This window comes from Blautia sp. AM29-29, assembly GCF_003480555.1.
In the GTDB taxonomy this organism is placed as follows: Bacteria; Bacillota; Clostridia; order Lachnospirales; family Lachnospiraceae; genus Fusicatenibacter; species Fusicatenibacter saccharivorans.
This window is the reverse complement of record NZ_QUJD01000001.1, coordinates 187,251-211,101: the sequence shown is the minus strand read 5'-3', so window position 1 is coordinate 211,101 and position 23,851 is coordinate 187,251. Positions and strand designations below refer to the sequence as shown.

17 protein-coding genes are annotated in these 23,851 nt (G+C 50.1%); 13 read left to right on the top strand and 4 right to left on the bottom strand.

Going from position 1 to position 23,851, the window contains the following annotated elements; all coding sequences use genetic code 11:
* The first annotated feature begins 3 nt into the window (after positions 1-3).
* From DW769_RS00960 to DW769_RS00940, 5 genes are all read left to right on the top strand, one after another.
* Complete coding sequence (locus tag DW769_RS00960; protein ID WP_118697214.1) at positions 4-1,791, top strand: cobaltochelatase CobT-related protein; 1,788 nt, start codon at positions 4-6, stop codon at positions 1,789-1,791.
* A 236-nt stretch (positions 1,792-2,027) separates the two neighbouring features.
* Complete coding sequence (locus DW769_RS00955) at positions 2,028-2,489, top strand: MarR family winged helix-turn-helix transcriptional regulator (protein WP_242991099.1); 462 nt, start codon at positions 2,028-2,030, stop codon at positions 2,487-2,489.
* Complete coding sequence (locus tag DW769_RS00950) at positions 2,483-4,231, top strand: ABC transporter ATP-binding protein (protein WP_117760378.1); 1,749 nt, start codon at positions 2,483-2,485, stop codon at positions 4,229-4,231. The genes DW769_RS00955 and DW769_RS00950 overlap by 7 nt, the downstream gene beginning before the upstream one ends.
* A 3-nt stretch (positions 4,232-4,234) precedes the next feature.
* A complete protein-coding gene (locus DW769_RS00945) occupies positions 4,235-6,160 on the top strand; it encodes an ABC transporter ATP-binding protein (RefSeq protein WP_117509074.1) in 1,926 nt (641 codons plus the stop codon).
* Between the two features lie 240 nt (positions 6,161-6,400).
* A complete protein-coding gene (locus DW769_RS00940; protein WP_118749850.1) occupies positions 6,401-7,711 on the top strand; it encodes a M18 family aminopeptidase in 1,311 nt (436 codons plus the stop codon).
* 94 nt (positions 7,712-7,805) lie between these two features.
* Here DW769_RS00940 and DW769_RS00935 read toward each other — a convergent pair whose 3' ends face one another.
* The 3 genes from DW769_RS00935 to DW769_RS00925 form a co-directional block, all read right to left on the bottom strand.
* Positions 7,806-11,399, bottom strand: a complete 3,594-nt coding sequence (locus DW769_RS00935; protein ID WP_118749849.1) for an ABC transporter ATP-binding protein/permease — start codon at positions 11,397-11,399, stop codon at positions 7,806-7,808.
* Between the two features lie 189 nt (positions 11,400-11,588).
* Positions 11,589-11,912: a helix-turn-helix domain-containing protein gene (locus tag DW769_RS00930; protein ID WP_117800904.1), complete on the bottom strand. Its 324-nt coding sequence runs from the start codon at positions 11,910-11,912 to the stop codon at positions 11,589-11,591.
* Positions 11,913-12,127: 215 nt separating this feature from the next.
* Entirely contained in the window at positions 12,128-12,496 is a 369-nt protein-coding gene (locus tag DW769_RS00925; RefSeq protein ID WP_118639905.1) for a DUF1292 domain-containing protein, read from the bottom strand.
* A gap of 278 nt (positions 12,497-12,774) precedes the next feature.
* Between DW769_RS00925 and DW769_RS00920 the strand changes: the two genes are divergently transcribed.
* The 8 genes from DW769_RS00920 (at position 12,775) to DW769_RS00885 (ending at position 22,699) form a co-directional block, all read left to right on the top strand.
* Positions 12,775-13,839, top strand: coding sequence for a branched-chain amino acid aminotransferase (locus DW769_RS00920; RefSeq protein ID WP_117509070.1), 1,065 nt, complete (start codon positions 12,775-12,777; stop codon positions 13,837-13,839).
* A 114-nt stretch (positions 13,840-13,953) separates the two neighbouring features.
* On the top strand, positions 13,954-15,414 hold the full coding sequence (locus DW769_RS00915) for an aminotransferase class I/II-fold pyridoxal phosphate-dependent enzyme (RefSeq protein ID WP_158576401.1): 1,461 nt from the start codon (positions 13,954-13,956) through the stop codon (positions 15,412-15,414).
* A gap of 81 nt (positions 15,415-15,495) precedes the next feature.
* Entirely contained in the window at positions 15,496-16,251 is a 756-nt protein-coding gene (locus tag DW769_RS00910) for an exodeoxyribonuclease III (protein WP_117509068.1), read from the top strand.
* 96 nt (positions 16,252-16,347) lie between these two features.
* Positions 16,348-18,243 (top strand): alpha-amylase family glycosyl hydrolase, encoded by a 1,896-nt coding sequence (locus DW769_RS00905; RefSeq protein WP_117804038.1) that lies wholly within the window; start codon positions 16,348-16,350, stop codon positions 18,241-18,243.
* Positions 18,221-18,838, top strand: a complete 618-nt coding sequence (locus tag DW769_RS00900) for a DUF5662 family protein (protein WP_243104817.1) — start codon at positions 18,221-18,223, stop codon at positions 18,836-18,838. Before DW769_RS00905 ends, DW769_RS00900 begins: the two co-directional genes overlap by 23 nt.
* 387 nt (positions 18,839-19,225) lie before the next feature.
* Positions 19,226-20,344: a GntR family transcriptional regulator gene (locus DW769_RS00895; protein WP_118639903.1), complete on the top strand. Its 1,119-nt coding sequence runs from the start codon at positions 19,226-19,228 to the stop codon at positions 20,342-20,344.
* 32 nt (positions 20,345-20,376) lie between these two features.
* Positions 20,377-21,969 carry a xylulokinase gene (locus DW769_RS00890; protein WP_334295193.1) on the top strand — a complete coding sequence of 531 codons (1,593 nt, stop codon included), beginning with the start codon at positions 20,377-20,379 and terminating at the stop codon, positions 21,967-21,969.
* Positions 21,970-22,003: 34 nt separating this feature from the next.
* On the top strand, positions 22,004-22,699 hold the full coding sequence (locus DW769_RS00885; protein WP_022461490.1) for an L-ribulose-5-phosphate 4-epimerase: 696 nt from the start codon (positions 22,004-22,006) through the stop codon (positions 22,697-22,699).
* 114 nt (positions 22,700-22,813) lie between these two features.
* Here DW769_RS00885 and DW769_RS00880 read toward each other — a convergent pair whose 3' ends face one another.
* Positions 22,814-23,842 (bottom strand): LacI family DNA-binding transcriptional regulator, encoded by a 1,029-nt coding sequence (locus tag DW769_RS00880; RefSeq protein ID WP_055266684.1) that lies wholly within the window; start codon positions 23,840-23,842, stop codon positions 22,814-22,816.
* Between the last annotated feature and the right edge of the window lie 9 nt (positions 23,843-23,851).

Genomic DNA, 23,851 nt, shown 5'->3' with positions numbered 1-23,851 from the left:
CGTATGGTGACAGAGGAAACATTAAAAACGCATGAGATGGAGCTGGAAAGCCGGATCCGCAATCTCGTCTGGACTGTCAGCGGCGACTACACGCTGAAGCTGAACCCGGATGTGGAGCGGTATGCGAAAGAGCCGGATACGGTACTGTACGACACAATCCGCCAGGGCGCCTTTTCGTGTTACTTTGATCGGGGAGCCTACAGCCTGTATCTGGTGAAGAAGGTTTACAGCGGCGCAGCGGAGGGAGAACTGATGATGCTCGCCCAGCTGGTGACGGAGGAGGCCGTATCGAAGCGGCTCGAAAGCGAGCGCCCCGGTGTCAAGGGCTTTCGAAGGAGAGCAGCGGAGGAAATACTGGACCACTCTTTTGAAACTCTATCCAGAAATGAGACAGGCCGCCTGAAACTGGAGTATCTACGCGGAAGAAGAGAGGAGGACGAGGGAAAAAGCCCTTCATACTCGGGGAAAACGAGGGAGTGGATGGAGCTGCTGAAGCACGCATCCGAAACAGCGGATACAATGGAACTGATCCGGGTGACGGACGAGCTGTACAATAAGGTCGTCGATCCCGCATTTGTGAAAAAGCACGGTGATCTTGCCTCGGTTCTTGCGGTAACGATCGAGGAGCTCACCGAGTATTCCTGGAAGGATTTCCTTTCGGAGGAACTGTACGAGGACGGGCTCGAGACATATCTGGAGCGAGTTTCGCTTGATATGACAAATTTCACATCAAAAGAGGCGGAAGAGAAGAAAGAAAAAACAGCGGGAAGCGATACCAAAAAGATCGTTGTCGTCGATGAGAAAGCGTTGGCACGGATGTATCAGTACATTCAGCGCAATTACGGAAAAACGTGGCTCTCGGAGAGCGAGGAGAAAAGCCGGAATTACCAGCTCTGCCGCGGCATCCACAGCGACTGCAGCCTCTATTACACGGAGGGTGTGCTGAAAAATCCGGTCGGAAAGTATTATCAGCTCTCCTACGCGCAGAAGCAGAAGGATAAAAACCTTCATGCCTATTACGACCAGCACCGCGCGGTGCGGCAGAACATTTCGCTGCTGTATCAGGAACTGAAAAAAGCGATGCTGCTGCAGGAGGATCAGTCGTTTGCGGATGCAGACCACGGAATTTTACAGCCCGCGCGGATGTGGAAGGTGGGACGGAGCCAGAATGCGGATCTGTTCCGGCTGGAGCAGCGGCGGAATTCGCTGGATTTTGTCGTGGATATTCTCGTAGATGCGAGCGGTTCCCAGCGGCCGCGCCAGGAGAATGTGACACTGCAGACGTACATTCTGGCGGAGACCTTAAGCCGCCTGCACATCCCGTTCCGCGTGATGAGCTTCTGTACGTTCTGGGATTACACGATCCTGCACCGGATGCGCGATTACGACGATCCGCGGGAGAAGAACAGCAATATTTTTGAGTATATCACATCCTCAAACAACCGCGACGGGCTTGCTGTCAAGGCGGCGGGGATGGATCTTTTAAAACGCCAGGAGGACCGGAAGCTGCTGATCCTCTTAAGCGACGGAAAGCCGTACGATGTGCTGGTGAACCGGCCGAATGCGAGAAATCCAAAGCCGTACCGGGATGACTATGCACTGCATGACACGGCAACTGAGGTGCGGCGCCTCAGGCAGCAGGGTGTCTCGGTGCTTGGGGTCTTTGTAGGCGAGGAGACGGAGCTTATGGCGGAGCAGAAGATTTTCGGCAAGGATTTCGCGTATGCGCGCGATATCCGCAACTTTTCCCATATGGTGGGAAGCTATTTAAGAAGAAAAATCGAAGAATAAACGAGCGGAATGCTCCAGGCGGAAAGTGAAAAACTTTTATCCGGAGCATTTTTTTCGATTTTTTTACGCAAACAGGTTGACATTTCCCACAAAATCTCCTAGAATGTTCTATAACGAACTGTTTAATATGAAACAGTCATCTATAGAACAGTTGCTTATGGAACAGTCCTTATTCAAACAGTTTTATAACGAACAGATGGGGACGGCAGCAAAGGGGAAAGGAGGAAAAAAGCAGCGTGTGTTGTAAAAAAAGAAAAATCGGCCACGAACTGCGGACGCTGGACAATATGATGTCACGGAACCTGATGGCAGCCGCCAGAGAGCGGGGCGTCGATGAACTGACGGCCATGCACGGGTGGATTTTGGGCTATCTGTGCAGGAACGAGCACAAAGATATTTTCCAGAAAGATATTGAAGCGGAATTTAAGATCTGCCGCTCTACCGTGACCAACATTTTAAAGCTCATGGAGAAAAAGGGCTACATCAAACGGGAGTCCGTTCCCTATGACGCGCGGCTGAAAAAACTGGTGCTGACCGATACCGGAAGAGAGCTTCACGAGAAGACGAAAGATATGATCGATATGCTGGAAGAACAGACGGTTGCGGGAATTTCAAAAGAAGATCTTGACACTTTCTACCGTGTCATCGATCAGGTCAAAAACAACGTAAAAAATATGTTAGGAGAGACATCATGTTAAAAACACTTGGAGCACAGGTAAAAGAGTTTAAAAAAGCCTCCATTGCCACTCCGATTTTCATGATTCTGGAGGTTATCATGGAGATGATCATTCCTCTTATGATGGCATCCATTATCGATAACGGTGTAGAAAAAGGCGATCTCCATCACATTTACGTGGTGGGAGCATTCATGGTAGTGGCAGCAGCCATCGGTCTGTTTGCAGGTATCATGGGCGGAAAATATGGAGCAAAGGCATCTGCCGGATTTGCAAAAAATCTGCGTCAGGCCATGTTTGAAAATATCCAGGAATATTCTTTTTCCAATATTGACAAATTCAGTACAGCAGGTCTTGTCACCCGTCTGACCACAGATGTGACGAATCTGCAGAATGCATATCAGATGATCCTTCGTATGTGCATGCGTGCACCGGCGAGTATGATCATTGCAATGATTATGTCGTTTTACATCAATGCACGCCTTGCGAGCATTTATCTGGTGGCCGTTATTCTTCTTGGAACGTGTCTGTTTCTGATCATGCGGTCTGCAACCAAATATTTCGAGCAGGCATTTCCAAAATATGATGAATTAAATGCGAGTGTGCAGGAAAACGTATCCGCAATCCGTGTGGTAAAAGCGTATGTGCGCGAAGATTATGAGACAGGAAAATTTCACAAAGCGTCCGAAAATATTTATAAAATTTTCTGTAAAGCAGAAGAAAATCTTTCTTTTAATGCACCGCTGATGCAGCTGACCGTGTACAGCTGTATTCTTCTGATCAGCTGGCTCGGCGCCAAAATGATTGTCGGAAGCAGTCTTTCGACCGGAGAACTGATGAGCCTTCTGACCTATTGCATGAACATTCTGATGAGCCTTATGATGCTTTCCATGGTATTCGTTATGATCACAATGAGCCTTGCAAGTGCGCGCCGTATTTCAGAAGTCCTGAATGAGAAGAGTGATCTCGATAATCCGGAGAATCCGGACTTTTCGATTCCGGATGGAAGCATTACCTTCGATCATGTCTATTTCAACTACAAAAAAGGAGCCGGCGAGCCGGTTCTTTCGGATATCAATCTTTCCATCCAATCGGGTGAGACAATCGGTATTATTGGCGGAACCGGAAGTGCGAAGACAAGTCTTGTCAACCTGATCAGCCGTCTGTATGATGTAACAGATGGATCCGTTAAGGTCGGCGGAAAGGATGTCCGCTCCTACGATATGGAAACGCTGCGAAATGAAGTAGCCGTTGTTTTACAGAAAAATGTGCTGTTTTCCGGTACTATTCTCGACAACCTCCGATGGGGTGATAAAAATGCTTCGGAAGAAGAGTGCAAGCGTGTCTGCCGTCTTGCCTGCGCCGATGAATTTATCGATCGGATGCCGGAGGGCTATAACACCTACATCGAGCAGGGCGGATCCAACGTATCCGGCGGTCAGAAACAGCGCCTCTGTATCGCGAGAGCACTGCTGAAGAAACCAAAGGTGCTGATTCTGGATGACAGTACAAGTGCTGTCGATACCGCAACCGACGCGAAAATCCGGAAGGCATTCCTGACTGAGATTCCTGAAACGACAAAGCTGATCATTGCACAGCGTATTTCCAGTGTGCAGGACGCAGACCGCATCATTGTCATGGAGAACGGAAAAGTAAATGGTTTTGGAAGCCATGAGGAATTACTGAAAACCAATGAAATTTACCGCGAAGTATATGAGTCTCAGACCGGTGGCGGCGGAGACTTTGACGAAAAGAGAGGTGAGTAAGGAATGGCAGAGAGAGTACAGCAGGTAAAGGGGCCGGGAGCAAGACCTCCAAGAGGGGTGAAACCGCAGGTCAAGAATCCGATGAAGATCTTTACCAGAATTATGAAATATGTATTAAAGGATTATACGGTACACTGCATCGCTGTTGTCATTGCGATTTTTGTCAATGTCCTGGCAAATGTACAGGGAACGATGTTTATGAAAACGCTGATTGACGGCTATATCACGCCGATGCTGACCCAGCCGGATCCGGATTTTGGCCCGCTGCTCCACGCAATTTTGCGGGTGGCCGGATTTTACGGAATCGGTATTGTGGCTGCGTTCGTTCAGAACCGTACCATGATTTATGTATCCCAGGGAACCCTGCGGAATCTGAGAAATGATCTGTTCGGCAATATGGAAAAGCTGCCGATTAAATATTTTGATACCCATGCGCACGGCGACATCATGTCGATTTATACAAATGATATTGATACCCTGCGTCAGATGATCAGTCAGAGTATCCCGCAGATCATCAACAGTGCAATCACGATTGTCAGTGTCTTTGTCAGTATGCTGATTCTGAACATCCCGCTGACGATTACAACGCTGGTTATGGTATCTATCATGCTGGGAGTGACAAAAAAGGTGGCCGGATTTTCCGGAAATTTCTTTGTAAAACAGCAGAGGGATCTTGGTAAAGTCAACGGCTTTATCGAAGAGATGATGGATGGCCAGAAGGTTGTCAAGGTATTCTGTCATGAAGAGGAGAATATCGAAAAATTCAAAGAAATTAATAACAATCTGTATGAGAGTGCTTACAATGCCAATGCGTTTGCAAATGTTATCGGACCGATCAATGCACAGCTTGGAAATATGAGCTATGTTGTCTGTGCAATTGTCGGTGGTGCACTTGCCCTTGGCAGCGTCGGTGGCTTTACGCTCGGTGGTCTAGCAAGCTTTCTGACCTTCAACAAGAGTTTTAACATGCCGATCAACCAGGTCAGCCAGCAGCTGAACGCAATTGTTATGGCACTTGCAGGAGCGGAACGTATTTTCCGACTGATGGATGAAGAGCCGGAGCTGGACGAGGGGTATGTAACGCTTGTCAATGCGAAGGAAGAAAACGGAAAACTCACCGAGACGAAAGAGCGTACCGGAAAATGGGCATGGAAGCATACGCACCAGGCAGATGGATCTGTGGATTACCGCGAGCTGCAGGGCCGTGTGGTATTCGAACATGTTGATTTCGGCTACAACCCGGATAAAATTGTTTTGCACGATGTATCGCTGTTTGCAGAGCCGGGTCAGAAGATCGCGTTTGTCGGTTCTACCGGAGCCGGAAAGACAACCATTACCAATCTGATCAACCGCTTCTATGATATTCAGAAAGGTAAGATCCGTTACGATGAGATCAACATTGGAAAGATCAAAAAAGATGACCTGAGAAGATCGCTTGGCATTGTTTTGCAGGATACACATCTGTTTACGGGAACGGTAAGAGAAAATATTGCCTTCGGAAAGCTCGATGCGACGGAGGATGAGGTTGTAGCAGCAGCAAAACTGGCGAATGCGCACGGATTCATTATGCGTCTGCCGCAGGGCTATGACACAATGCTGACCGGAGACGGTGCGAATCTGTCCCAGGGTCAGCGGCAGCTTCTTGCGATCGCGCGTGCAGCCATTGCAGATCCGCCGGTACTGATTCTCGATGAGGCGACAAGCTCCATCGATACCCGTACCGAGCGCATTGTTCAGGATGGTATGGATAAGCTGATGAGTGGAAGAACAACCTTTGTTATCGCACATCGTCTGTCCACCGTACGAAACGCCGATTGTATCATGGTTCTTGAGCAGGGACAAATTATTGAGCGCGGTACCCATGATCAGCTGATGGAACAGAAAGGAAAATATTACCAGCTGTATACCGGAAATCAGGTTTCCGCATAGCAGAAAAAACGGAAAAAGTAAGTCCCGCACGACAGAAAATAAAAATCTGTCTGTGCGGGATTTTTTTGCGAAGCAGCGGCTGGTTTTATGTGCGAGTAGCGAAGCGGATTGCGAATATCCGCTTCGAAATGATGATTGCGAGTGATACAGTAAGTTCCCACAGGTTTTTGGGTCTTGAAAAAGACAGCGGGATTTTATAAAATAGAAGAAGCGTTTGAATATATGCAAAGGAGAAAAACTATGGAATACCTGAATACAGCGCAGGAGCTGCTCGATTTTATCATGCGGGGCAAAAGCCCGTTTCATGTGGTAAAAGAAGCCGGCGATCTGCTGAACGAAAATGGATATACAAAACTGGAGGAGACAAAAGAATGGAGTCTCGTTCCGGGCGGAAAATATTATGTGACGAGAAATGAATCCTCGGTGATTGCGTTCCAGATCCCTGAGAGCGCATTTTCCAGCTACCAGATCATCGCAAGCCACAGCGACTGTCCGACGTTTAAAGTAAAGGGAGAGGACCCATTCGTGACGGATGGTCATTACACCCGCCTGAACGTGGAGGGCTACGGCGGAATGATCCGTTCCCCATGGTTTGACCGTCCGCTTTCCCTGGCGGGCCGCATGGTGGTACGTGACGGAAACAGCGTGAAATCCGTGCTGGTTGATGCCGGACGAGATCTGGTGACGATCCCGAATCTGCCGATTCATCTGAATCGTGACATCAACAACGGAATCAAATACAGTGTGCAGACCGACATGCTCCCGATTCTCGGTGATGAGACAGCGAAAGATCATTTTTATGAGCTGTTTCTGCCGGATACCGCAAAAGAGGATATTCTCTCCATGGAGCTTTATCTGTATAACCGAGTGGAAGGATCCATCTGGGGTGCCGGAAAAGAGTTTTTATCCAGTGGGCGTCTGGATGACCTGCAGAGCGCGTTTGGCTCCTTAAAGGGCTTTCTTGCTGCAAAGGCAACAGGCCAGGTCAATGTCTGCGCAATCTTTGACAATGAGGAGGTAGGAAGCCTCACAAAGCAGGGTGCGGATTCTTCGTTCCTGACAGAGACACTGCAGCATATCAATGCAGCCTGTGGAAAAGACACGATTGCATATCACAGAGATCTTGCGGGAAGCTTCCTTGTTTCTGCTGACAATGCACATGCCTTCCACCCGGCGCATGCGGAGAAATACGATCCGAAGAGCCGCGTCTACATGAACGGCGGCGTTGTCATCAAACAGAGTGCAAACCAGAAATACACGACCGATGCTGTTTCGGAAGCCGTAACAAAGATGATTTGCGAGAAGGCCGGCGTACCGTGCCAGGTATTCGCAAACCACGCCGACATTCCGGGCGGAAGCACGCTTGGCGCAATTCTGAACTCTCTTGTCTCGGTGACAAGCGTGGATATCGGAATGGCTCAGCTTGCGATGCATTCCCCGTATGAGACGGCAGGCGCCAAAGATACTGCTTATCTGGTGCAGTTCGCAAAGACCTTCTATGAGACGACACTGGTGCGGACAGAGCATGGATTTTCTCTGGAAGAAAAATAAAAGTTTAAGATAGAAAAAAGCGGCCGGCGGGACTTTTGAAAAGCCTCTGCCGGTCGCTTTTTGCGTACTTGCAAAGTGTGTTTTAAGGATCAGATTATTCTGTCCGGAGTGCCGTAACCGGATCGCTTTTTGCCGCTTTCTTCGACGGAATCAGACCGCCGATCAGGGTCAGAACGACGCTGAGTGCAATCAGAACAAGCGCCGGGACGAGCGGAAGAGAAGCACTGACCTTCGTCGTATCCGCCAGACGGTGGATCAGAAGGTTACCCGGAATCATCAGAAGCAGCGAGAGCCCGATGCCGATCAGTCCTGCACAGAGTCCGATGATGAAAGTTTCGGCATTGAAGACCTGCGAAATATTGCGTTTCGAAGCACCGATCGCGCGCAGGATACCGATCTCTTTCTTACGTTCCAGAACACTGATATAGGTGATGACGCCGATCATAATCGAGGAAACCACAAGGGAAATGCCGACGAAAGCGATCAGCACGTAGCTGATAATGTTGACGATATCCGTGACGGAGGACATCAGAGTGCCGACTACATCGGTGTACGAGATTACCTGCTCGTTTTTGCCTTCTTTTTCCATCGTGTCATTGTAGCCGTCGAGGATGGAGACAACGTGTTCCTTGCTCTCAAAGTTTTTCGGGTAAATGCTGATCGAAGAAGGTTCGTCAAAATCAGCGTAGCCCAGTTTCTGCAGATTGCCCTCATAGGTGGAAGAGCCGGAAGAACTAAGAGAAGCGAAGAGCTCCTTCATATCATCCTCAGTCATATTCATCTGGAAGGCACTTGCAAAGGCATCGGTGTCAATCTTCATGGCATCGCCCATCGAATCCTGCAGAGAATTCCCGACCTGCGTCATGGCGCGCTCCATCTCGGACTGAATTGCAGAGGCCATCTGCGTCATCATCTGTTCCATCGCGGAAGTGATCTGTGTCTGCAGAACCGAGGCGACAGAAGCGGAGTAGCTTCCCATAACGCCTGCCATATAGTTTGTGAGCGCAGAAGAAACCTGGGACTGCAGTCCGTCGAGATCGACGATTTTTGTGATACCGCTGTTCAGCCGCTGCTGGCCGTCCGCCGTGTTCAGATAGGCGATAAAGTGCTGGCCCATCTCCGTCGGATCCGGCAGGCCGTTCTCCTTCACGTAAGCGAGATAACCGTTGGAAAGCTCCGTCGCAAGCGCAGTGAGCTGGTCGGATGTGATTTCGATATTGCCGTTGTTCTGCATCACCTCGGAAATCCAGTCGTTGATGATCTGAACAGCTTCTTCGGTCTGCAGATACTCCGCAAGATAAGCATCAAACTGTTCCGGATCGGTGTAGCCCATCTTGATCAGGTATGCCTGATACCCTTTGAAGATCCGCTGAATGAGTTCCTGGATCTGTTCCTGTGTAATGGAAACACCGCCGCCGTCTGCAATGATGGTCTGGATGTGGCGCCGCAGGATTTCCTGTGCTTCCGTGGAATTGATGTAGGAGACGAAATCCTCCTGTAAATGGGAATAATCCGCCTCCGGGTGCTCCGAGGCGTAGCCTTGATAGCCCTCCATGAGACTGGAAGCTAGTTCCTGCATGCCGTCTTCGCTGACATTGAGAGTAAGTCCGGATAAAATCTGGCCAAGATCAAGCTGCGGCAGTCCGTCGAAATTAAGAGAGATCTGACTGAGGTCAATCGCACCCGCGAGATCCATGCTGCTTCCGGCGTCCGCAAAGGCACTGGATAAATCAAGGTTCATGGAATCACCGGAAAAAGCACCGGAGAGTGCGGAATCGTCGAACTGGAAAGCGTTCTGCAGCTTGTCCTCATTGACAGTGATAAAGGAATCCATATCAAGACCGCTGTTCTGATCCACGGTGCCGAATTCCTGATTCGTAAAGACATCGATGGAGGAGTCCGCCATCTGCTGTTTCACAATCTCGGATTTCTTTGCTTCCTCCACAACGTGGCGGGTCAGCGATGCCGGGTAATTGATGCCGGCGGTCAGGGCAGAGGCGGCAGAGTCAGGGGACGGCTGGACAATACCGGTGATTGTGAGCTTTTCGCCGTTGGCAACGAGCTTTTTCATATAGTCTTCGTTGTCGCTTTTATCTTTCCAGACCTGATACTGACTGTCGTATTCGTAGCAGTCTGCGCTGTTCACAAGACGGAACGTGGTGCCGAGAATATCATCGTAGGAATACGTGCCGATAGAGGAAGGGGTCTCGACGGTTTCTTCATTTAAAAACTGGCGGACCATCTCATCCAGCTCGAGTGCATCGCGGAGTCCCAGGGTGTAGAGCAGAAAATCACTCATTCCGCCGTCGGAAGTGAGGACAAGCACACATTCGTTATAGTTTTCCGGCCAGTGTCCGGCTTTTAAGTCGTACTGGTTCTCGTACAGGGAAGCGGTGTCCGGCATCTCGTAAAAGACGTTGGTGCTCATCATGGATGACATGATGCTGTTGGAGCTTGCGCCAAGGCCGAGCGAGCGGAACGACTGGTCCGGGTGCACCTGGCGGATGGAATCGCCGTCTTCGCGGTAGATCTGCGGCGTGACGGAGTAGGAATATTCGATGGCATTTGTGTAGTCGGAAATGCCGTCCGCACCGCCGTCAAGGTACTTTTTCAGGGAAGCGAGATCGTTGGAGTTCATGGTGGAGAACATGTTGGTCACGACTTCCTGGACTTTGATTTCATTCTTTTTGCCGGAATCTTTTGCGTCTTTGCCGGCATTCTGTGAGCCGACCATCATCGAAGTGAGGTCAAAGCCGGTGCTCTGGATCTGAAGCGGATATTCGGAGAGAGTTTCCTCTTCCATATTCTGAATATACTCGTTGACACCAGAGGAGAGTGCCAGAATCAGTGCAATGCCGATGATGCCGATTGAGCCGGCAAACGAGGTGAGCAAGGTCCGCGCTTTCTTGGTGCGCAGGTTATTAAAACTTAAGGAGAGCGCCGTCAGAAAGGACATCGACGATTTGCCCATGTTTTTGTGCTTGGGAGGAAGCAGGGTTTCGGAATCCGGCTCAAACGGGTTCGTGTCGGAGCAGATCACACCGTCGCGCAGGGTGACGATCCGGTTGGCGTAAAGCTCGGCGAGCTCTGGATTGTGTGTGACCATGACGACAAGGCGTTCTTTGGCAACTTCCTGCAGCAGGTCCATGACCTGAATACTGGTGTCGGAATCGAGCGCGCCGGTCGGCTCATCGGCAAGCAGAATTTCCGGGTCATTGACAAGAGCGCGGGCGATGGCGACACGCTGCATCTGACCGCCGGACATCTGGCTCGGCCGCTTGTGGAGCTGTTTTCCAAGACCGACCTTTTCAAGTGCCGCGATTGCTTTTTTGCGCCGCACCTCTTTGGAAACACCGGAAATGGTAAGCGCCAGCTCTACGTTTGCAAGGACGGTCTGGTGCGGGATCAGGTTGTAGCTCTGGAAGACAAAGCCGATCGTGTGGTTCCGATAGGAATCCCAGTCGCGGTCCTTATACTTTTTCGTGGAAATGCCGTTGATGATCAGATCGCCGCTGTCGTAGCGGTCGAGGCCGCCGATGATATTCAGAAGCGTCGTCTTTCCGGAACCGCTCGGCCCTAAAATAGCGACAAACTCGTTGTCGCGCAAATTTAAGGACACATCGTCGAGCGCTTTCTGTACCAGCGTCCCGGTCCGGTATTCTTTTTTGATATGCTGAATCTGTAGCATGAAAGGGTAACTCCTTCTGTGATTAATATGTGAACAGTTGTCCTTTATTCTACAACGAAATACGGGAAAAGTCCCGGGCTTTAGAAAAATTTAAGAAAAGTTTATCGACAGAAAAAAAGTTCCGCCTCTGTTTTGGAAAAACAAAAAACGGAACTTTCTTTATCTGTGATACTTATGATGCCGGAAAAGTCAGACTTCCATCAGAAGACCTTTCATATAAGCCTTTAAGATTTTCTTTTTCTCCAGCGAAAGATTATTGTAAAGCGTAATGATTTCCTGCTGTCCTTCGGTGAGCTGCAGAGCGTCCGGCTCATCGAGAAAGAAATCGGCAAGTGTAATGCCAAAGGCGTCGCAGAGCTTCTGCAGGGTAGGGATGGTTGGGATATTGGTGCGGTTTACCATATTGTTTAAGGTAGAATAGGGAATGTCTGCCTCTTTTGCAAGGCGGTAATAAGTCCAGGAGCGCTCGCGGCATAAATCCTGGATATGCTGTATCACATCTTTATCTCTCATAAAAAGATACCTCGTATTCCTATGTAATGTAGCAGTATGAAAAATACTACTCACATATATTATACTTCTGTAAAAGAATAGAAACAGATCTTAAAGAGAGATGCAGAAAAGCTGTACAAATAAGAAATAACTGGATCGTGAGAGGGAAAAAGAAAAACCCGGCAGGAAAACAAGGTCTCCTGCCGGGTTTTGAAACGGTTTCAGATTCTGTGCGCTTACTCTTCGGTGGAATTTTCTTCCAGCTCGTTGAATTCCTCCGTATCCATCAGTTCGTCGAATGCGTCTGCTGCGATTTCGTACTCTTCATCCGAGTCGATATTGTCGAGGTTTGGCTGGCCGTTCTCTTCATAATAGCGGTACAGATAAACTTCGCCGTCCCCGTTCTCGCCGTTTTCATCGAGCGGCAGAAGAGCGATGTACTCTTTCTGGTTCGGGGCCGGGAAAATGGTCAGTACGGCACATTTTACTTCGGTATCGTCGTCCAGTGTCAGGGTAACGGTCGGCTGATCCAGATCCTGGCAGTCGCTGCCGCAGTCTGCGCAGTCTCCGCTGCAGGATGCGCTGTTGAATAATTCTTCACTCATTTGTATTACCTTCCTTTTTCGTGTTCAAGTCTTATCAGGTTCTTGACTGCCATTCTAACAGATAATAAAAAAAAACACAATGGCTGTGCCGGGAAAGCAGAAAAAATGCGGCTGATACAGGAAAATACGGAAAAGATACAACAAATAAGAACGAAAAAATGAAAAATTAGTCGTATTTTCTATTGACTGTTTTCGGGTACAGTTTTATACTATCACTATTGAATCTAAATATACAGGCAGCTGAACAAACTTATCCTCAACTGCCGGGGAGGCAAAAAATGGATATCAGATTTGAAAAAAGAGAACATTTACAGGAAAAACCGGATCAGAAAAATCTTGGATTCGGAAAACACTTTACAGACTATATGTTTGTCATGGACTGGGACAAAGAGCAGGGATGGCATGATGCAGCAATCGTACCGTACGGCGGAATCCCGATGGATCCTGCAACCATGGTACTTCACTATGCACAGGAAACGTTCGAGGGACTGAAAGCCTACAGAACAGCAGAAGGAAAGATCCAGCTGTTCCGTCCGGAAATGAACGCACGCCGTATGATTAAATCCAACGAGAGACTCTGCATGCCGGGCGTACCGGAGGAGATGTTTGTAGAGGCTGTCAAAGCACTGGTTAAAGCACAGGAAGACTGGGTACCGTCTGAGCCAGGTACATCTCTTTACATCCGTCCGTTCATGTTCGCTACTGAGGCAAGCCTTGGCGTACATATGGCAAAATCCTACAAATTCGTTATCATCACCACTCCGGTTGGAGCATACTATGCAGAGGGCATCAACCCGGTTAAGATCCTGGTTGAGGATGAATATGTTCGTGCAGTCAAAGGTGGCACAGGATTTACAAAATGCGGCGGTAACTATGCAAGTTCCATCGCAGGCCAGGTAAAAGCAGAGAAGATGGGATGCACCCAGGTTCTGTGGCTGGACGGCGTACATCGTAAATATGTAGAGGAAGTTGGAACCATGAACATCATGTTCAAGATTGCCGGCGAAATCTACACCGCACCGCTGGAAGGAACTGTTCTTCCGGGCGTAACCCGTGATTCCCTGATCCATATCTTAAGAGACTGGGGATATAAAGTAAACGAAACACATCTGTCGGTTGACGATCTGATGAAAGCAGGTCATGACGGCACACTGGAAGAAGCATTTGGTACTGGTACAGCAGCAGTTGTATCTCCGGTTGGTGAATTTGTATACAAGGACGATTCTGTTGTTGTAAATGACTTCAAGATCGGTGAGCTGACCCAGAAACTGTACGATACCCTGACCGGTATCCAGTGGGGTAAACTGGAAGATAAATATGGCTGGACTACTCCGGTAGAATAAACCATATAAAACAGAAAAATGCAGATAAGGGGGTCCTTCCCGCACAGCGGTGCGGGGAGGATTCTTTCGCTTCAGAAAAAGATTCAGAAATCGTTTGAAAGGAAACAAAGCAGAATGGATCAGAATCGAATGCCTCTTGTGGAGGCGTTACAACAGTTCCGGGAGGAAGCACCGGCCTATTTCCGTATTCCGGGACACCGGTTTGAGCGCGGGCTGGATGAGACGTTAAACGGAGCGTCGCTTGCGGCGTATGACCTCTCGGAGGCAGAAGGGCTTGACGATCTGCATCACGCGGAGGGCGTGATTGCAGAGGCGCAGAAACTGGCGGCGGAAACGTGGAAGGCAAAAAAAACTTTTTTTCTTGTCAACGGCACAACATGCGGCAACGAGGCGATGGTGCTTTCGTCTGTGAAAGAGGGCGAAAAAATCATTGTTCCGCGAAACGTGCACAAATCGGTGCTGATGGGCCTGATTTTAAGCGGAGCCACACCGGTTTATGTGATGCCGGAGTACAGCACGAAATGGCAGATGTGGGGCGGCGTAACGCCGGAGACGATCGAAAAAGCCTTCGCGGAAACGCCGGATGCGAAAGCCGTACTTCTGGTCAGCCCGACGTACTACGGTCTTTGCAGTGATCTGCAGGCGATCGCAGAAATCTGTCACTGCCACAACGCAGCGCTTCTTGTCGATGAAGCACATGGATCGCACCTCTATTTTTCCGAACAGCTTCCTCTCGGCGCACTGGAAAGTGGTGCGGATGCCTGCGCGCAGAGTATCCACAAAACGGCGGGTTCCTTTACACAGAGCTCCTTCTTATCACTCGGTTCTGGCCGTCTCGATGAGGCAAGAGTGGCCGCCAATCTGCAGATGGTACAGAGTACATCGCCGTCCTACCTTCTGATGGCATCCCTCGATGCGGCGCGGCGCGGGATGGCGCTGCACGGAAAAGAGCGAATGGAACGCGCGCTGGAACTCGGCCAGAGGGCGCGGCAGGAGCTTGCAAAGATCAAAGGAATCGAAGCTCTTGGGACTGAGATGGAAGGAACGTGCGGCGTATGGAAGATCGACCCGACGCGTCTTGTATTCTCGGCAAGAGAACTTGGTATTTCCGGCTACGATCTGCAGGTGCGTCTGTACGAGGAATACCGCGTCAGTACAGAGCTTGCCGACGAGGAGAACGTGGTCTGCGTTATTACCTGGGCAAACAGCGAGGAAGATATCACACGGCTGATCGATGCGCTGGCAGGAATTTCGGCAGCAGAGAGCGGGAAAACGACGGGGCGGACGAAGTTTACAGAAAAGCAGTGGCTGTTCCGCAGCCTGCCGGAGATGGTAAAGACACCGCGCGAGGCATATTTTGCGGAGAAGGAAGCCGTTCCGTTTGCAGAAGCGGAAGGACGAATTGCAGCCGAGATGGCAGCCCCATATCCGCCGGGAATCCCGCTCATCTGCCCGGGCGAGCGGTACAGCAGAGAAATGTTGGAACTGATGCGCCAGTATAAAGCAGACGGCTGCGAATTTCACGGACCGTCGGATGCGTCGCTGGAAGTGCTGTATGTTCTGAAAGAGGAATAAAAGAAAACGGAAGTCGGTTCCAAGCGTTTTGCAACAGAAACCGCAGAGAACAGACTGTCAGGAAAAGGAGATGAATTGCGTATGAAAAAAATGATATCCTGGAACGTAAATGGACTGAGAGCCTGCATGAAAAAAGGTTTTCAGGAATACTTTGAGGCGGCAGATGCCGATATTTTCTGCCTGCAGGAGACAAAGCTGCAGGAAGGACAGATCGACCTTGAGCTGCCCGGCTATCATCAGTATTGGAATTATGCGGAAAAGAAAGGATATTCCGGCACGGCCCTGTTTACCAAAGAGGAGCCGATTTCTGTTCGCTATGGTATCGGAATCGAAGAACATGATATGGAAGGCCGTGTGATCACGGCAGAGTTTCCGGAATACTTTGTTGTAACCGTCTACACACCGAATTCGCAGGATGAATTAAAACGCCTTGCCTACCGGATGGAGTGGGAGGATGCGTTTCTTTCTTACTTAAAAGGACTGGAGCAGGAAAAACCGGTGATTTTCTGCGGAGATCTGAACGTCGCAGCGACCGAGATGGATATCAAAAATGCAAAGGCAAATGAGAAAAACGCCGGCTTTACGAAAGAGGAGCGCGAAAAATTTGCTGTGATCAAAGAAAAAGGCTTTGTTGATTCCTTCCGTATGCTGTATCCGGACACCGTGACGTATTCCTGGTGGTCATACCGCTTCCAGGCACGCCAGCGGAATGCAGGATGGCGGCTTGATTACTTTATGGTATCAGAGTCCTTAAAAGATGCAGTTGCAGATGCCAAAATCCATACCGAAATTCTCGGTTCCGACCATTGCCCGGTGGAACTGGATTTAGAGGTATAACAATTGGTAACATTGGTCAATTGACAATTTTATTCAAATGATTTACATTAATAGTATGACAATTGCAACAAATTATAAAAAATAAGGGCGGGAATTATGATACAGACAAAAAACAGAGGAAAATATCGAATTTTACCGGGAAATCCGGAGAAAATGGGCGCATCGGCGACGAAAGACGGATACAATTTTGCCGTAGAAGTATCAGATGGAAAAAAAGCAGAGCTTCTGCTGTACCGGAAAGGTCACCAGAAACCGTTTCTTACCGTGCCGCTTCCGGAAGAGGAGCGCACTGGCGTGATCAGTTCCGTGGAAATCACAGGCCTGACGGTAGGAAAGTTTTCGTATGCCTACCGGATGGATGAAGTTTTCTGCTTGGATCCGTATGCGGGAGCAGTAGAAGGAAGAGAAACCTTCGGTGCACCGATGGAAAAAGAAGAGGGCGCCTGCTGCTGCATTCTCCCGGAGTACCCGGTAATGCGCACCACCTCACTGCACCGGCCGTATGAGGAGACGATTCTGTATAAGCTCCATGTGCGCGGCTTCACCAAAGACGGAAGCTCCCGTGTAAAGAACAAGGGAACGTTCCGCGGCGTGATCGAAAAAATTCCATACTTAAAAGAACTAGGTATCAATGCAGTAGAGCTGATGCCGTCCTACGAGTTTTTTGAGTGGACCTCCCTTACGGAGCCGGCCTATGTATATCCGGCGCCGGCGGAAGAGAAGCGCGTGAATTATTGGGGATACGGCACAAAGGCCCTGTATTTTGCTCCGAAAGCTTCGTATGCTGCATCCTCAGATGCCGTCGCAGAGTTCGCAGAGATGGTCGATGCCCTGCATGAGAATGGTATCGAATGCCTGATGGAATTCTGTTTTGCCCCGGGAACGCCTTCTGGTTTTGTCCTGCAGGTTCTGCACCACTGGCAGCTCCGCTATCAGATCGACGGTTTCCATCTGGTCGGCGATGCATCGCTGGCAGAAGAAGCGTCCAAAGATGCACTCCTTCGGAAGACGAAACTGATTTTCCTCGGTTTTGACGGCGCACGGATCTATCAGGGAAAACGCCCGTGGTTCCGGAATTTAGGGGAACACAATCAGGGCTACCAGTACCATATCCGCCGCTTCTTAAAAGGCGATGAGGGCAGCCTTTCCGACTTCACCTATTATCTGAGAAGAAGCCCGGAGACACACGGTGTGATCAATTATCTTGCGGATCACGACGGTTTTACCCTGTATGACAGCGTTTCCTACGAACAGAAACACAATCTGGACAACGGCGAAGACAATATGGATGGTTCCAACGAAAACCTGACCTGGAACTGCGGCGCAGAAGGCGTGACCCGGAAACTGGCTGTGCGCGCGCTGCGTCTCCGCCAGCTGAAAAATGCCGTTCTCATGCTGATGACAAGCCAGGGAACACCGCTGATTTACGGCGGCGATGAATTCGGCAACAGCCAGAAGGGCAACAACAACGCCTGGTGCCAGGACAACAAAACCGGCTGGATCGACTGGAAAGCAGCCGCCCGGAATCCGGAGTTTGCCGCCTTTGTAAAAGCAGCAATCGCCTTCCGGAAAGCGCATCCGGCGCTGCACGGCGAACGCGAGCCGCGCCTCATCGACTACAAATCCTACGGCTGCCCGGATATGTCCTTCCACAGCCAGAGAGCCTGGTTCTCCCAGATGGAAAATACGTGCCGTTTTATCGGTGTGATGTACTGCGGAAGTTATTTCCAGGACAAAGACGGAAACAAGGACGACGACCTCTATATTGCCTACAACATGCACTGGAATCCGCATGAGCTGGCACTGCCGTCCCTCCCGGAACAGAAGGTCTGGTATCTGACGGCCGACACCAACACACCGGAAGTATTCCTGACAGAAGAAAATCAGAAAAAAGTCAGCGCAAAAACGGTCATCGTGCCGCCGCGCAGTATCATAATTTTAACAGGAAAGCAGGAGAAGAGACAGAATGATGAAAGCATGGCAGCACTTTAAAACCATTACCACACACAAAATATGGGTCATGCGGTACTGCTTCAAAATAGGACTGTACTGGCAGGGACTGACGCACGACCTCTCGAAATATTCGCCGACGGAATTTCTGGTCGGCATGAAATACTATCAGGGCGACCGGAGTCCCAATAACGCCGAGCGCGAAGACACCGGCATGTCAAAATCCTGGATGCACCATAAAGGGCGCAACAAACATCATTTTGAATACTGGATTGATTACGGTATCAATTGTGACACCATCATCAAAGGCGTCCCAATGCCGCGCCGCTACGTCGCCGAGATGATTATGGACCGCATCAGCGCGTCCCGCGTCTACCTCGGAGACGCTTATACCGATCAGGCGCCGTACCAGTATCTCAAAAAAGGAATCGGCCACCTCTGGTTCGTCCATCCCGAGACACTCTCGCAGCTCGAATTTCTGCTGCGCATGCTCTCGGAACGCGGCGAAGACGATACCCTCTACTATATCCGCCACCACTTCCTCAAAGGAGATCCCGTCCCGCGGATGCACCGGTCTGCAGAATGCACCGCCTATGAAGAAGCCATCCGTAAAAAAGTGTTCCCGTCCACTCATTAAGGTATTGGACCCACCCGCCCGCCCATTTACTCTATTGGTGAACCAAGGGAAGCCACCGCAGGACCGCTTCCCTCCATTTACGGGGCCAAAGTCAGCTCAGGAGCATCGGGTGTCCGGGGCGTGGCATTTGCAGGAGGCGTAGGAACCCTTAGGGCGTGGAAATTTGCGTTATTCCCCCAAATCAAACTGTCTGAGCGTATGCGAGTTTTTGATTTGGGGGAATGCTTTTAGCAAATTTTCACACCCTTAGAGTTCCTAGCCTCCGAAACAGCCACACCCCGGACACCCGATACTCCTGAGCGTCCCTTCCCCACAACAAAAATACAACTTGTCACAACAACCGTACAAGTTGTATTATAAATTCCAGAAAGGGGAATCACCAATCACATGGAACCAACCACCGGCAAAGCCAAATACTACACCCTGATGGAAGCCCTAAAAGAGCAGATTCTCTCCGGAACCATAAAACCCGGCCAGAAGCTTCCCTCCGAAAACGAACTGACCCGGGAATACGCCCTCTCACGCCACACTGTCCGAAAGGCCCTCGCTCTTCTCGAAAATGAAGGCTACATCACCGCCCGGCACGGCAAAGGAACCTTCTGCTCCGAGCGCGTAATCCAGCGTCATAATTCAAAAAACATCGCCGTCACCACCACCTACCTGTCCGACTACATCTTCCCCCGCCTCATCCAGGGAATGGATCGAGTGCTGAGCGAAAACGGCTACAGCATTATCTTAAAGAACACCTGCAACAGCCGCTCCAAAGAAGAAAAAGTCTTAAAAGAACTCCTCGACAAGCCCATCGACGGCCTCATCATTGAGCCGAGCAAAAGCCAGATCCTCTGCCGCCACATCAACTTGTACGAAATGCTGGACAAGTACCAGATCCCGTATGTCTTCATCCAGGGCTGCTACCCCCAGATGGCAGACAAGCCCTGCATTCTGATGGATGACTGCAAAGGCGGCTATCTGCTGACCCGGCACCTTTTAGAGACCGGCCGACGAAACATCATCGGCATCTTCAAGGCCGACGACAGCCAGGGCGCCCAGCGCCATAAAGGCTACGTGCAGGCGCTGCAGGAAAGCGGAATCCCGTACGATCCCGAAAACGTCATCTGGTTTCACACCGAGGACCGGAAAACCAAACCGTCCCTGATGCTTTCCATGCTGCTCGACAGCAAAAAGTCCGTCGATGCCGCCGTCTGCTACAACGACCAGATCGCGCTCGCCGTCATCTCCATGCTGGAAGAAAAGGGAATCTCCGTGCCGGAAGACATCGCCGTCACCGGATACGACAACTCGCTGATCGGCCAGAGCAGTCCGATCGGGATCACGACCATTGCCCATCCGCAGGAAAAACTCGGTGAGATGGCAGCAGAGCTCATTCTCGAAAAAATCAGAAAAGTCCCAGAAGAAGAAAGCAGCGTCAAACGCCTGATTTCCCCGGAACTCATCGTAAGAGAATCCACTGCAGGAAAAAATCTGTCAACAGAGACGAAAAAATAGAAAAGAACCCAAGGGAGGAAAAAACAATGGGAATGGATGCAAAAACAGCAATCCTCGAACAGAAAACAGCACTTGGCATTGAGTTCGGCTCAACCAGAATCAAAGCCGTCCTGATCGGCGCAGACAACGCCCCGATCGCATCCGGAGATCACGAGTGGGAAAACCGCTATGACAACGGCGTGTGGACCTACACCCTCGAGGACATCTGGACGGGCCTGCAGGATGCCTATACCAAAATGGCAGCTGATGTCAAAGAAAAATACGACATTACCCTGACCCGCGTCGGAGCCATCGGCTTCAGTGCCATGATGCACGGCTATATGGCATTTGACAAAGCAGGAAACCTCCTCGTGCCGTTCCGCACCTGGAGAAACAATATCACAGAAGAAGCAAGCGAGAAGCTGACCGATCTTTTCGGATTCCACATCCCGCAGAGATGGACTATCGCCCATCTGTATCAGGCAATCTTAAACGGTGAGCCGCATGTGGCAGATATCGACTACGTGACAACCCTTGCCGGATACATTCAGTGGAAAATGACCGGCGAGCGTGTCGTTGGTGTCGGCGAGGCATCTGGAATCTTTCCAATCGATTCTGAAACCAACACTTACTTTGCCGACATGATCGCCAAATTTGACGAGGCAGTCGCAGACAAAGCATATTCATGGAAAGCACTCGATGTTCTGCCGCACGTTCTGAACGCAGGTGACAATGCCGGTGTTCTGACAAAAGAAGGTGCCGCACTTCTCGACATGTCCGGAAATCTGGAAGCAGGCATTCCGCTCTGCCCGCCGGAGGGAGATGCCGGAACAGGTATGGCAGCAACAAACAGCGTCCGCGTCAGAACCGGAAACGTGTCTGCCGGAACTTCCGTTTTTGCTATGATCGTTCTGGAGAAGAACCTTTCCAAAGTATACCCGGAGATCGATATGGTAACAACCCCGTCCGGTCATCCGGTTGCCATGGTGCACTGCCAGAACTGTACTTCTGATCTGAATGCATGGGTCAATCTCTTCCGTGAATTTGCGCAGACCTTCGGCATGGAAATCAGCACGAATGATCTGTTCGGCAAGCTGTACAACAAAGCCCTGGAGGGCGACGCAGACTGCGGCGGACTCCTTGCCTACAACTACTTCTCCGGCGAGCACGTAACCGGATTCAACGAGGGCCGTCCTGTCTTCGCGCGTACTCCGGATGCGAAATTCAATCTGGCAAACTTTATGAGAGTCAACCTGTTTACTTCCCTTGGCGCCCTGAAAGTCGGCCTTGATATCCTGATGAAAGAGGAGCATGTTCAGGTCGACCAGATTCTCGGCCACGGCGGTCTCTTCAAGACAAAAGGTGTCGGCCAGAAGATCCTCGCAGGTTCAATCGACGCACCGGTTTCCGTCATGGAGACAGCAGGAGAGGGCGGAGCCTGGGGCATCGCACTGCTGGCTTCTTATATGATCAATAAAGAAGAGAATGAAACACTCGAGGATTACCTCGATGCAAAAGTCTTCGTAGGAAATGCTGGAACCAAGATGGATCCGGACCCGGCAGACGTCGCTGGATTTGAAGTATTCACCGAGCGCTACAAAAAAGGCCTGCCGATTGAGCGTGCAGCAGTAGAGAGCTTAAAATGAACCATCGTTTGGGAAAGACAGAAAGGACAACACAATGTTAGAAGAACTGAAAAAAAGAGTATACGAAGCCAACATGCTTCTTCCAAAATACGGACTGGTTACCTTTACCTGGGGAAATGTCAGCGAGATTGACCGGGAAAGCGGTCTGTTCGTCATCAAACCAAGCGGCGTGGATTACGACCTGCTGACACCGGACGATATGGTTGTCATGGATCTGAACGGAAACAAAGTAGAAGGACGCTACCGTCCGTCTTCTGACACCCCGACCCATCTGGAGCTGTACAAAGCATTTCCAGAGATCGGCGGCATTGTTCACACCCATTCCTCCTATGCGACAAGCTGGGCACAGGCGGGAAGAAGCATTCCGTGCTACGGAACAACCCATGCAGACTACATCTACGGTGAAGTACCGTGCCTGCGCTGCCTGACAAAAGAAGAGATTGACGAGGCATACGAGGAAAACACCGGCCATCTGATCGTCAATGAGTTCAAACGGATGGGAAAAGATGTAAAAGCCGTTCCGGCCGTTCTTTGCAAGAACCACGGACCGTTCACCTGGGGCAAAGATGCGCATGAGGCTGTTCACAATGCTGTTGTCCTCGAAGAGGTTGCCAAAATGGCATACCGTGCCGAGACCATCAACCCGAGAATCCAGCCGGCACCGCAGGAGCTGCAGGATAAACACTATTACCGTAAACATGGTGCAAATGCTTATTACGGACAGAACTAAAAAAGAGTAAGAAGATAAGAAAAGTGTCATCCACAAACTGCAGGGCACACAGCCCGCAGGTGGATGACACTTTTTTGATAAAAACATTTTTATGATAGAAATCTGCTTTTAAAATCAAGTGGTCGTCTGACGCCGGATCAGAAGCGGCGGAACGGTCTTGTGAACCGGCTCGGCAAGCGGCACCGGGTGGCGTTTTTTCCGTTCCTGCATCTGGGAGACCAGAAGGGAAACAGCCTCGTCTGCAATCTGGTCAATCTGCTGGCCGACAGTGCTGATCGGATAGATAGCCTGCTCGGAAATCGGCGCACCGTCGAAGCCGATGAGTTCGTAATCGTCCGGCAGGGTATGGTATTTGCGGATCAGAAGATTTAAAAGAATATTGGCATGATCATCGTTGGAGAGGAAGATGCCCTTTTTCTGACCGGCATATTTTTGTTCGATGTTGTCAAAGATTTCCTGCAGCGGTGCTGCGGCTTCCTGATAGGAGAGTCCAAAATCCCGAATGATAACCTTGTGCGGTACACCGGCCTTTACACAGGCATCCTGGAAACCGGCGAGACGGCGGTAGGCAGGAACATTTTCTTTGGTCGGTGAGTTCAGATGAATCAGGACATCACAGTGGTTATGAATCAGAAGCGAAGTCGCTTCGTACGCGCCGAGGTAGTTGTCTGTATTGACACTGCTGACGAACTGGTCTTCGCGCTCAATTGCAACGACCGGGATCTGCAGATCGGAGAGTTCGCGGGAGGAGAGTGTATGGGAGAGGACGATGAGGCCCTCGATTTTGTACGACATCAGCTCCTGAATGTAGCGGTGCTCCGTCTCGTCGTGGCCGTTTCCGGCGAAGACGAGGAATTTATAGCCATATTTCTCATAAGAAGCAAGAATCTGATTCAGCATCTCGGAATAGTAGTTCATGGAGAGACTCGGGATCAGGACGCCGACAAATTCGGTCTGTCCGTTCGCGAGAATTTTTGCCACTTTGTTTTCTTTATAGTTCAGTTTATCCAGTGCATCGGAAATGATCTGCTGATTTTCCGGTGTCAGGGAATCCGGGTTGTTGAAATACCGGGAAATGGTTGTTTTGGAAAAATGCGTATACTGTGCAATATCATTAAAGGTTACATTTTTTTTTCGTGCCATAAGTTCAAG